3 protein-coding genes and 1 pseudogene are annotated in these 12,848 nt (G+C 63.4%); 1 reads left to right on the forward strand and 3 read right to left on the reverse strand.

Annotated features, from left to right (window positions below; all coding sequences use genetic code 11):
* Positions 1-68 precede the first annotated feature (68 nt).
* Both ACN0X0_RS16980 and ACN0X0_RS16985 read right to left on the reverse strand, forming a co-directional pair.
* Positions 69-8,693 (reverse strand): GH36-type glycosyl hydrolase domain-containing protein, encoded by an 8,625-nt coding sequence (locus tag ACN0X0_RS16980; protein ID WP_417280123.1) that lies wholly within the window; start codon positions 8,691-8,693, stop codon positions 69-71.
* Between the two features lie 96 nt (positions 8,694-8,789).
* Positions 8,790-8,921, reverse strand: coding sequence for a hypothetical protein (locus ACN0X0_RS16985; protein ID WP_417280124.1), 132 nt, complete (start codon positions 8,919-8,921; stop codon positions 8,790-8,792).
* Positions 8,922-9,593: 672 nt separating this feature from the next.
* Between ACN0X0_RS16985 and ACN0X0_RS16990 the strand changes: the two are divergent.
* Positions 9,594-10,753: pseudogene (locus tag ACN0X0_RS16990) on the forward strand (transposase).
* A 183-nt stretch (positions 10,754-10,936) separates the two neighbouring features.
* Here the strand turns inward: ACN0X0_RS16990 and ACN0X0_RS16995 are convergent.
* Positions 10,937-12,475, reverse strand: a complete 1,539-nt coding sequence (locus ACN0X0_RS16995; protein ID WP_417280125.1) for a Fic family protein — start codon at positions 12,473-12,475, stop codon at positions 10,937-10,939.
* Positions 12,476-12,848: the final 373 nt, after the last annotated feature.

Below are 12,848 nucleotides of genomic sequence, written 5' to 3' on the forward strand. Positions count from 1 at the left end.
GGTGCCTTTCGGCTGCAATGCGGTCACCCGGAGTCGGGTCGCTTGAGTGGCGTCGGTTAGACAGGCGGTCAATCCGGCGGGATCGGGAGCACAGAACTGTCGATTTCGGCTGACGTCTCGGTCGACACAAGGGGGCCGAGAGTCAGGTTCAGGTCGTGAGACCCGCCGTCGAGGGGCAGGAACACCACCGGCCCGGCCGTGATGGGGTGGCCATCCAGCGTGGCTCTCGGATAATCCGCTCTCTCGATCCGGATCCTGCACGACGTGCACGCCACCCTCAGCGTCATGGAAAATCCCGGCCAGTCGGGTGGTATGGTGGGGGCGATCCGCAGACGGTCTCCGTCCCGGGTCACGCCGAGGATGCCTTCGATGGCCGCACGGTGCATCCAGGCGGCCGCGCCCGTGTACCAGCTCCAGCCGCCGCGTCCGATATGCGGGGCAACGGAATAGACATCGGCGGCGACCGCATAAGGTTCCGTCCTGTAGCGCTGTACGTCCTCAGGCGACCGGGCGTGATTGATCGGATTGAGCATCGCGAAGAGCTCCGCAGCGCGCGCTCCATCCCCCAGTCGCGCCCAGGCCAGAATGGCCCACATCGCGGCATGGCTGTATTGCCCGCCATTCTCGCGCAGCCCCGGCGGATAGCCGGCGATGTAGCCCGGATCCTGCGAGCCCGAGTCGGGACCGATCCCGAAGGGCGGCGTGAACAGCCGCGCCAGATCGTTTTCGCGATCGACCAGAAGGCTGTCGACGGACTCCATCGCGCGCCGCGCGCGATCGGGATCTGCCTGTCCGGACAGCACCGCCCAGCTTTGCGGGATCGAGTCGATGCAACAGGCCGGGGAGCCGGCCGCTCCCAGCCATGTTCCGTCATCGAAGGTTGCGCGGCGGTACCAGTCCCCATCCCAGGTATGGGTCTCCATGGAGAGGCGCAGCGTTTCGGCCTGCTCGCGCCAGCGCCGTGCCCGGGCCGGATCGCGCTTTTCCGCAAGCGGCACGAAGGCGCCGAGCGTCTGCAGCAGCAGCCAGCCCAGCCAGACGCTTTCGCCGCGGCCGGCGGCGCCGACGCGGTTCATCCCGTCGTTCCAGTCGCCGCTGCCGATCAGCGGCAGACCGTGCTCCCCGGTCAGGCTGAGTGCGCGGTCCAGCCCCAGGGCGCAATGATCGAACAGCGCCGCACCGTGGCCCGCATCGTCGGGCAGGAAGAACGCGTCGTGCTCGGTCTCTCCGAGGCGATGCCCTTCGAGGAAGGGCACCTGTTCGTCCAGTATCGCCCTGTCGCCCGTACTCGTCACATAGGCGGCGACAGCATGGCCGAGCCAAACGCAATCGTCGGAAATGCGCGTCCGTACCCCCTGGCCGGAATGCGGCAGCCACCAGTGCTGCACGTCGCCTTCCGGGAACTGGCGGGCGGCGACCCGCAGCAGATGCGCGCGGGTGCGGTCGGGGCGCGTCAGCATGAAGGCCATGTTGTCCTGCAGCTGGTCGCGGAACCCGTAGGCGCCGCTTGCCTGGTAGAAGGCCGCGCGCGCCTCGATCCGGCAGGCGAGCGCCTGATAGGGCAACCAGCCGTTGACCATGATATCCATCGCCCGGTCCGGCGTCTCGATCCGGAGATCGCCCAGCGTGTCGTCCCAATAGGTCTGTACCGCGGCCAGTTCGGCCTGCATATCGGCGGACCGCAGCCTTTTCAGAAGCGGGACGACCGCCGCCGCGTCTGCGCATTGGCCGAGAAGATGGACGAGCTCAATGCTCTCGCCAGGGGCCAGGGTCAGGGTCTTCATCATCGCGAGGCAGGGATCGAGCCCCGCTCCGACCCGCCCCGACATGACTGCGCCCCGGCGTAGTGCGGCGGGATCGGCATGGCTGCCGCCCGAGCCCAGAAATTCGGTGCGATCTCCTGTCCAGGCCTCGGCCGGACCGGAAGGCGCGTTGAGCGCCGCGAACATCACCCGGCCGGGAAAGGTAGTGTTCCATGGATTCTGGACGAGAAGCGCGCCGGTTTCCGGCTCGTGCGAGGTCACGAGGAACGGGGCCGAGGCGGCGCGCGATTGACCCATGACGGGCTCGCTATAGGTGACGGCGCTCAACCTCCGGGGGTGCGTCCCGGTATTGCGCAGGAACAGCCGCGAGACCCTGACCGGGTCGGCGCGCGGCACGAACTGTACCAATTCGCAGTCGATGCCATTCGCCCGATGCTCGAACCGGCTGTAGCCGAAGCCGTGGCGTACGATGTGCGGACCGGCCCCTGCAGAAGGCGACAGAGGGTGCGCAGTCGGTGAAAACAACACGCCGCTGTCGTCGTCTCGGATATAGATTGCCTCGCCCGGAGGGTCTGCCACAGCATCATTGGACCAAGGCGTTAGCTGGTTGTCGCGGCTGTTCTCGGCCCAAGTAAAACCGCTGCCGCTTGCCGACACCTGGAATCCGAAGTCCGGATTGGCGATCACGTTGATCCATGGGGCAGGCGTACTGTCTGGTGGGCCAAGGCGGATGACATATTCTCGTCCCTCCCGGTCGAACCCGCCTGTGCCATTGTAGAACTCGAGGTGCGGGCGGTCGGATAGCGGCCTGGCCTCATCCCGCTGCGGGGCGGTTCTGTCACGTCTGTTCGCGCGCAGTCGGAGCGCATTGGCGGGTTGCGGGGCGGGGCCAATCTGTCGCGTGTCTGCGATCATGGTGTCAGCCGTAACAGGATCGGCAAGAAGGGCGTCGAGCTGTTCGCCGATCATGCCGCGCCGGGCCAGCATCACAACCCGCGCTGCAGCCAGGAGAAGCGCCCGCGTATCTGGTGCGATCAGGTCGGAGCGCAGCGCAAACACGGCGCCCCGGGCCGGTCGCGTGTCGTCGCCGGGACGGGAATGGCTGCTGCGCAAGGCGATGTCGATGGCGGTCTGCAGATCCTTGACATAGGAGGCCGGGTGCTCGTTGAGGATCACCAGATCGACCGCAAGCTGCCTTCCCAGCCAGTACTCATGGGCCTGTAGCAAGGCACGAACCTGTCCGATATCGGCGGGATCGTCGATGCGCAGCACCACGATCGGCAAATCGCCGGAAATCGCGAGCGGCCAAAGGCCGGATTGACGTCCGGCGCCTCGTACCAAGGTGGCAGACGGCAGGCGGAAACGGCGATCATGATAGAGGACAGGGGCGGCGAGGCGTTGGAAGTCGGCGGCTTCGGTCGGCGAGATGCCTAGATGGCGCAGTTGCACCTGAGCCTGGGTCCAGGCCAGAGTCCGTGCGCGGTCATAGGCGCTGCGGTCGTGATGCCGGTCGATCAGATCCATCAGCGCTTCGCGGCTGCCGGCAGCCACCATCCAGACCAGGATCCGTGCGGTGCGCCCAGGCGCGATCAGGAGCCGGTTGCGCAATGCGAAAACCGGATCCAACACCGTGCCCGTGGTTCCGGCGAGAGGCGCCGGATCGGTTATGGCGCGCGGCTGGGCCTGGTCATGATCGCGGCCGAAAGCGCTGTTGCGATCACTGTCATATTGCAGCGGCGCGACGGTCGTCCCCTCGACCACGGAGAACTGCGCCACCCAGATTTCCGGTTCTTCCGGGCTGCGCCGCCTGCGCCACGCAATCAACGCGCCGTATTCGGGCAGGAACTCGGTCTGAACGACCATCCGCGAGAAGGCCGGGTGCGCCTGTTCGGCGGCCGGATCCGCTAGCGTCAATTCGACGTAGGAGGTTACATCCAGTTCTCGGGGCTTGCGCCCGCCATTGGTCACCGACAGGCGTCGCACCTCCGCATCCGCCTCGCCCGAGACGAGAACATCCAGCACCGTTTCGAGCTGGCCTGTCCGGGCGGTGAAAGTCGCGTGATCCTCGAAGAACTGCACGTCCTGCGCGTCGGCAGTATCCGGCGCGCTAGGTCCGAACCTCTGGTCAGAGCCGTCCGAGAGATTCCGGATGTGGAGGATGGCGCCATGCGGATCCCGGGTCGCGTCCTCGCGCCAGCGGGTGAGCGCAATATCGCCCCAGCGGCTGTAACTCCCGCCCGTGGCGGTCAGCATAACCGCGTAGCGTCCATTCGACATGAGATGGGTGACCGCGGGGCCGCCCGGGGGGCCGGCAATCCGGCGGCCCCGGTCCGCTTCGGACGGCGTCGGACCGCCGGACCTGGCGTCCTCAAGCGGCGGCAAGGCGCGGTCGATATCGCGCGGCAGCCGTTCCTGGAGCAGCAGTTCGCTGGCATGGATCATCGGTTCATGGTGGAACCTCTGGCGCATCAGGCCGCCGGTCAGGGCGTTGGCGATGGCTACGATGGTCATCCCCTGATGATGCGCCATGTAGCTTTGCACCACGGCAACGCGGCGACCCGGCAGCACACGGTCGGGGGTAAAGTCGAGGGCTTCATAGAAGCCACAGAGCCCAAGGCCACCCATGGCCTCCAGGTCGTCGTAGTTCCGCCGTGCAGCACCGGGATCCAGCATCGCCGCCAGCCCGGTTGCATAGGGCGCGATCACCAGATCCCCGGCAAGCCCGCGCTTGAGCCCAAGTCCCGGAACACCGAAGGTGGAATACTGGTAGTTGAAATCCACATCCCGTGCGTTGAAGCCGGATTCCGAAATGCCCCAAGGGACGCCTTGCGCCCGTCCGTAGGCGATCTGTTTCTCGACGACCAGTCGACAGGTGTGACCCAGCTGACCGCCTTCGGGTTCTCGCATCACCAGTCCAGGCATCAGGTATTCGAACATCGAGCCGGCCCAGGAGACGAGAACGGCGCCGCCACGGGTTGCGGTGACCGTCCGCCCCAGGCGGAACCAGTGGCGCAGCGGCAGATCCTGTTTGGCGACGGCGAAGAGACTGGCCAGACGCGCCTCTGAGGCCAGGAGGTCATAGCAGGACGGATCGAGACTGCTCTCATGGACCGAGTAGCCAATGGACAGCAGCTTGCGCTCGGGGTCGAGCAGGAAGCCGAAATCCATGTCCACTGCGAGCCGGCGGGCCTGCACTCCCAGCCGATGCAATTCTGCGGCCAGAGCGGCATGGTCGGCCTCGGTTGACGCGGTATCTGTCGCGGCTTCGGCCAAGCCGTCGCGAAGCAAGGACAGCCATCGGGGCGCATGGGGGAGCATAGCCGCCGGCGGCGGAGTGGCGTGTTCGGCCTTGGCCGCCATGCGTTGCAGGAAGGGCCAGTTCACTTCAGCCTGTTTCAGGCCATCGCGCAGCGATCCAATCGCCTCGGAGCGGGAGTCACTGAGCGGGGACTTTAACCGCTCTGCGTCACGCTCCACCAGGTCAAGAAGATCGGTCAGCCCCTGAGATCTCTGACGTGGCGTCGCGCCGGAATGGGCGGCCCAGTCCTCGCAGGCGTTGGCCAGTGCGATCAGGTGGCCGGCCAGATTGCCGCTGTCCACCGACGAGACATAGGGCGGGTCGAGAACCCTGCCGTCTCGCGTGTCGTACCAGTTGTAGAAATGCCCCTTTACCCGCGGCAGCGCTTGCATCGTGCCAAGGGTCGCGGCGATCCGGCTGGCCGCCTGACGCATGCCGATCCAGCCGAGATCGCAGGCTGTGACAGTCGACAGAAGGTAAAGCCCCATATTTGTGGGCGACGTGCGGTGCGCAAGCATCGCGTGTGGCTGCTCCTGAAAGTTGTCGGGGGGCAGATGGCTGTCTTCTGGCGTGACGAAGGTCTCGAAATAGTGCCATGTCCTGCGTGCGATCAGGCGCAATTCCTGGGCGTCTTGCGGGGTAAGGGCGGCGTCGGGTTGTGCGCGGGAAGGCTGACTGACCCGAAAGGCGATGAGCGGCGCGGCAAGCCAGAGGGCTGCAATGGGAAGGATCAGGGGGAGCGCACCGGGGGCGGCCAAGCCGGCCAGGCCTGTGGCTGACAGTCCCAGCAGGATCCCCGGCGCCATGGCACGGGAAAATCCCCGCAGATCGGGGCGCGGAGCGGCCGAGGCCGAGGCCGCCGTGGTCCATTCCAGGAGATGCCGCCGTGAAACCGTCAATCGCCAGAGTGTGCGGGCGATGGCATCGAGCGCGCGCCAGGCGGCGTCGGCGAGAAAGCTGACCGCCAGCCCGGTTTGCAGTACGGCAAGCGACAGGTCTTCCTGCATCAGGCGCAGGTGGTTGCCCATGTGAAGGCGGCGCTGATGCGGAACGGCGGAAAGGGCTGCGTGCAGGAAAGCGGGCAGGCTCATGGCGACCAGCGCCAGAGCCGTCGCCAGCAAGGCCGCCGGGCCAGGCAGAAGCCACCCCAGTGTCAACAGGACAAGCGTGGCCGGGGCCAACAATGAGCGGCGCAGTGTGTCCAGCACCTTGACCCGTCCCAGCGCGCCCAGCCCGCCTTCCCGGCCAAGCCAGGGCAGCAGTTGCCAGTCGCCGCGACACCAACGATGGATGCGCCGCGCGGCGAGGTCCTGTCGGTCGGGGAAGGACTCGATCAGTTCCACGTCCGAGACGAGCCCGGCCCGGGCGAAGATGCCTTCAAGCAGGTCATGGCTGAGAAGGGCGTTTTCGGGCACGCGCCCGGCCATCGCCGCCTGTAAGACATCGACGTCGTAGATACCCTTGCCGGTAAAGGAGCCCTCGCCGAAGAGATCCTGATAGACGTCCGACGCAGCAGCAGCATATGGATCCATCCCGCCCGGACCCGAGGTCGCGCGCTGAAATGCCGTGCCGTGCCGTTCCGGTGTCAGGGCGGGGGTGATCCTCGGCTGTAGAATGGCGTGACCGGCACTGACCCGGCTGAGGGCCGTATCGAAGATCGGCTGGTTCAGCGGGTGCGCCATCTTGCCGATCAGCCGCAAGGCCGCGTCACGCGGCATCCGGGTGTCGGAATCGAGCGTCAGGACGTAGCGCACACCGGGGGGCACGGCTGGCACATGACCCTCTGCCGTGCGGTAGTCGGTATCATCGGCACCGCGCAACAGACGGTTGAGCTCGTGCAGCTTGCCGCGTTTGCGCTCCCATCCCATCCAAATCTGTTCGGCGGCGTTGTAACGGCGGTCACGATGCAGGTGCAGAAAGCGGGCACCGGCGGGACCCGCGACGTAGACCTGGTTCAGTCGGGCAACCTCGACGTCGATCAACGCGACAAGTGGCGCATCCTCCGGCATGTCCTGTCCGGGGGCGTCCAGCCCGTCGGTCAGGATTGCAAAAGTCACGTCTCCTTGGGCGCCGGACAGATAATGGACTTCCAGCCCTTCGAGTTGTTCGGTCAGCTCTGCGCCATTTGTCAGCATTGTCGGCACAACCACGAGCGTGCGCAGCGAAGACGGCACGCCGCTCTCAAGCGCCAGTCCCGGCAGTGCCGTGGCAGGTACGGCCCAGGCCGCCATGCGATCAACGATAAGTTGAGCGACGGCGCTGGCCGGGATGACCGCTGCGAGGAGCCAGAGCGCAAGCATGGTCCATGACGCGGATGGGCCGGAAAGAGCCACCAGACTCCATGCGCTCAGCGCGAGCAGCCCAAGAGTGACACAAAGAATGCTGCCAAGGTATCCTGCGAGACCAGGCCGGAACTGCGGGCGATGCCATCCCCTATATTGATAGCCGATCTGGCGTTCGAACGCCTCCCGACCCTCGGCGAGGAGATGCCAGCCCGGATCGCTTCTCCGCAGGATTTCCGGCTCGGAAATCCGGTCGCCATCCGCTTCCGGCGCAGCCACCGCCGTCGCCAGCACCTGCTCGGCCAGATCCAATTCGCTGTAGTCACTGTGACGAGCGAGATCCTCGAGGGCATCGCGATAGAGGTTGCGGCTGGCGAAATCCATCGCCGAAAATCCCGGATGCTCCCGCAGCTTCGCATCGACCAGGCTGACACTTTCAAAGAGCTCTGGCCAGTCCGTCTCAGCGATCGTGCGCAGGCTGGTGATGACGTTTCGAACCGTGACGTTCGAGGCGCCCTGACGCTCCTGTGCATGCCGGACCGCCAGGTCGACATTCGACCCCTGCTTTGCCAGCCGATCCTCCAGCCAGCCGATGGCCGGTGTTGTGACAGGGTCGCAATCACGTAGCCGTTTTGCCAACTGCGCGGCAAAGATCTCAGAAAGTGGCTCGGACGCGCCAATATCTGCAGGCATCCCGATCCCGGTCTGGCCGGCCTCCAGGAGCCGATCCGCAAGGGCATCCGCCGACAGGCGCATCCTGTGACCGAAGGTGATCTGGTCGGCCAGCCGCCGCAGGTTTTCCAGAAGGACTAGGCGGAGCGTTATCGGAACCGCCCAGAGCTCTCCTATCGTTAGGGGCTGGACCTGCTGATAGGCGCGCAGAAAGCGGGACAGTGCGGGGGCGTCGAGATGGCTGTCCGTATGGGCGACATAGGCCCAGATCAATTCGAACACACGCGGATAACCGTGAAACGGCCCTTGGGCAAGTTTCGGCAGAAGCTTGTAGTAGCTGGGCGGCAAATCCGTACGGCAGTCGCGCACCTGCGCCTCGACCCTGTGAAAATTGTCCACCAGCCATTGGGCGGCGGGGACAATAGGTTTTCCCGACGCCAACTCTGAGAGACAGGCCTTGCGAGTGGCCCTCAGAGCCGTCGCATTGTCGTCCAGTCGCTGGCGCAGTGATGCGACACGCGGTGAAGAGGCGCAGATACGCTGCACCTCCGCCAGGCTGGCGGCGTGTTGCTCCAGCCTTTCGATACCGAAAAGCTCCGCGCGCACCGGCGCGACGCTCTTCCAGGGTGAGGTGCGGGTGCCGCGGAGGTTGAGTTGAGGTAGCGCCCAGGCCCTCATGCTAGAATCCTGTCGGCAAGTGGGCAATTTTGCCGACTTGCCGCTTGGATGCATGTTCTGCGCCCAGGCCCAGGCGATCACGCAAGACGAGCCGGGTCAGGCCTTTTTCCCCTTCGGCTTTGTGTCGATCGTCAGGCCCTTGCTGAAGGACGGCGCCGGCGCCGGTTCAGCCTTCTTCTGCTTCGGTTTCTTGTCTTCTCGGCTGCGACGGCTTTTGCCCTTCGCCATGGTGTTCTCCTAAGTGTCTTGTGTACGTGGAAAATTCTCTCGCCTCGACGAGGCGAAGACCGCATGTGTCGCGGGCCAGGATTCCGAGGGCCACGCAACTCCGCATCGGTGCAATTTAGGAGTATCGCCGAGGTCAGCCGCTTCCATGCTGATCCAGATCAGCGTTCAACGGGGAATCTATCTGCTGCGTGTCTCTATGAGCTAGTGGTCGGCCGTCATCCCCTGGGGTCCCAAAGACGCCGCCTAAGCTATCGGCCAGATCGCTCCAGCGGTCTGGCTACTCCTCGTTTTGAGGAGTGACAGCGGTTCGGGTCTGAAGCCAGTGTCCGAGGGATGCCGCATTTTTCGGACGCGTTCACAGTGGTGGGTGGTCAGGCTGGATAGGCCGCCGATGCCCGCTCCGATCTTTCCGTTCAGTGGCAGCGTGGATCGCGCGAACCCGAGGCGAAACCGAATGTCATTAGGGAGAACTGGGAGCCCATTGAGGGGTAGATTTCGGTAGGGGGCCTCAGGGCCTTGTGATACGGTCGTGCCCCCTACCGGAATCTACCCCTCAATCAGGTTGCTCTTGCCGACCTTGTTTTCGCCTGTCTGACGTCAGCACCCTGCGGAGAGATTTAGGGGTTTGAGCAACGGAGGGTTCTGGTTCATCGAAGCAGCCAAGGAGCGAAGATGAACAAGACACCCGGAACATCGAAGGATTCCGCTGACAAGCTGGTCAGGGGGATCAAGCGCAAGACTCGCAAGCACTACTCGGCCGAGGAGAAGATCCGCATTGTGCTGGCGGGTCTCCGTGGCGAGGAGAGCATCACTGCGGTGTGCCGCCGCGAGGGGATCGCCGAGAGCCTGTACTACACCTGGTCCAAGGAATTTCTGGAGGCCGGCAAGAAACGCCTGGCCGGCGACACGGCCCGCCAGGCGACGGCGCCCGAGGTCAAGGAACTCCGCTCGGAGGCCGCCGCCCTCAAGGAAGTGGTCGCCGAACTGACGCTCGAGAACCGACTTCTGAAAAAAAGCATGATCGGGGATGGGGGCAACGAGGAATGAGGTATCCTGCGCCTGAGAAGCTCGAGATCATCCGCACGGTCGAAGCATCGCACCTGCCGGTGAAGCGGACCTTGGCCATGATCGGCATTCCCAGCAGCACTTATTGCCAGTGGTATGCCCGCTGGGTCGAAGGCGGACTCGATGCGCTGGCCGACCGGTCGCCGCAGCCGAAATCGGTGTGGAACCGCATTCCAGACGAGATCCGCGAGGGCGTGGTCGAGTTCGCCTTGGATCACGAGGACCTGACAGCACGAGAACTGGCGGTCAAATACACCGACGAGAAGCACTACTTCGTATCGGAATCATCGGCTTACCGCATTCTCAAGGCTGCCGATCTGATCACCGCGCCGGCGCATGTCGTCATCCGCGCCGCGGACGAGTTCCGAGACAAGACCACCCGGCCCAACGAGCTCTGGCAGACCGACTTCACCTACCTCAAGGTGATCGGCTGGGGCTGGTTCTATCTCATCACGATCCTCGACGACTACAGCCGCTACATCGTCGCGTCCCACCATCCACAGACCCAGGGCAAGATCGAGCGTTGGCATCAGACCATGAAGAACCGCATCCTGCTGGAGAATTACTACCTGCCTGGCAAACTGGAGCGGCAGATCGAAGCCTTCGTCGACTACTACAACAACCGGCGTTACCACGAGAGCCTGGGCAACCTGACGCCCGCCGACGTCTACCACGGCCGCGGCGCGCAGATCCTGTCCATGAGAGAGGAGATCAAGAAGCAGACCATCAGGAAACGCCGCTTGCAGCATCAGAGCGCTGCCGCATAACCTAAAACGGAAACCGAACCGGGACCCTCGCTACGAGAAACCTCGCGCTCTCCGAAAAACTCTGACGACGGACAGTTTTCGCCAACCACAACGACGTTCCCATCGAGAGCAACGCCCAGTTTTCAAAAGTTCCGGAAGTTCTCAATCAAAATCCGTGACAAGTGCATGCAAGGACACCTCGATCTAAATCATTGTTTCTGCAAAGACGTGCTCGATCCGCGCCGTTTCGTCGTCGGTCAATGCCTTGAACTCATTGGTTCGGGCGCGACGCGACAGGGCGCCTCCGTTCTGTTGAAGGAAGCGAAACAACAGATCGATGGTGCGGTCAGGCATATCAACAATGGCTTCGACCTGGCTGCGGAATGCATCGTAGTTTCGAAGGAATGCCGTCTCGGACGGCAGGTCTTCGTCGATTGTCTTTTGGACGCATGAATAGAGGAATTCTGCGTGTGGGGTCGCGTCGAAGAAGCGGTAGAAATCGCCTGTGTCGTTCAAGACCCGAACGTTGAATTTTTCCGTCGGCTCCCACTCGATGAGCGGCAGCAGTCGTGCTGAATAGCTCTCAAGAACCGTTCTATACTCATCTATGCGTTCTAGGATCGCGGCGGACACCGGAAAGACCACCCCTGGTGGGTTGAAGCCGCGTTCCGCCAGAACATGGTGGATCAGGTAACGGTGCAACCGGCCGTTACCGTCTTCAAACGGGTGTATGTAGACAAAACCGAATGCGAGGATTGCAGCGGACACGATCGGGTCAGAGTGCCGAGACGCATAGTGATCAAAAGCGATCATCCCGTCAGTCAGGGACGGAAGATCTTCATGCCGGGCACTTATATGATCAGGCAGCGGCATCCTTGTTTCGCGGTCATGCTCGCCAACAAAACCGCCCTCGTCGCGGAAACCCAGCTTGATGAACCGGGCATCACCTATGACGATCCGTTGCAGTCGTAGCAGTTCATCGCGGTCGAGCGGCTGGCGACCGGCCTCGCCGATCGCACGGCCCCAACGCTGAATTCGGTCTTGTGGTGGACGCTCGCCTTCGATCGCGTAGCTGGAACGTGAGTCTTTGAGTAGAAGGAAAGCAGCCGTGCGCGCGAGCAAGTCCCGGGGGACGTCGGCGATGACCGCGCGGGCTCGACTCGCCAGGTCCATCGCGATGAACTCGTCTAGCTTTTGCGTGCGAAAGACCAGCGGGCAGAAGTCTCTGGTTCCCGGCAGATTATTTTTAACGCGATATCGGGGAGCGTTTTCCCCTTCCGTCGCGAACTGTTGGTCGGGATCAACGACAGGCACGTAGCGACCGCCCTCTGCATCTGGCAGATTCAGTCGGCTTCCCGTTAGCCATTCAAACAGAAACCAGATGCGCCTTGCGTAGCTGCCGGTCGGCTTTTTGCGCACGATGTCAACAATGCCGTCAGGCCCGGTGGCCGCGAACAGCTTCGCGAGGACAGCAAGGTCAAGCCCTTCATATTTGAGAGCGAAGGTGAGGTGGCCATCCAGGTCTGCACTCGGGGCGTGGCGCGGCGTCAGGATGCGCCAAACCTCATCCTCAACGACCCGGTGATGGTTCCCGGTTGCCGAAAGTTTGCGGGGCAGTGGCACAGATAATCTGTAGGCGTCGATCAGTGCGCTGTAGCCTGCCAAGGTGGCGGTCTCAGGAAGGCGACGCTCCTGAAAAACGGTTCTCGGGCCCGAAAAAAGTACCTGTTGGTCCGATGGCATGAATTTCGTTCCCTTGGCGTGAATTTTTGCTGCAGAGCATTGCGTCCATGAAATCCGTTCCTAACATATGAAAAATGTTCTTGAATAGGTGTTATTCATGAAAAACGGTTCAAATTTACGCCGCAGTCCGGGCATGTCAGATCACGGATCGATCTGCGGCGATCGACCGACGATATTAAGAGGTCCTCCAACGAACTACGCCGAGTAGAAGTTGTCTTCGTCAAAAGGACATTCATCCCGAAGCATGACCGCTCTGTATAGGGCGGTTGCAAATTAGGCCACGGTAGCGCCGGTATTTTGCCGGGGCGGGCGGCGCAAAAGTCGTCCACTTTTGCTCTCACTGTCTTTGCAGGGAGGGCCGGAGGATTTTCAC

This window comes from Celeribacter sp. (assembly GCF_048270365.1).
In the GTDB taxonomy this organism is placed as follows: domain Bacteria; phylum Pseudomonadota; class Alphaproteobacteria; order Rhodobacterales; family Rhodobacteraceae; genus Celeribacter.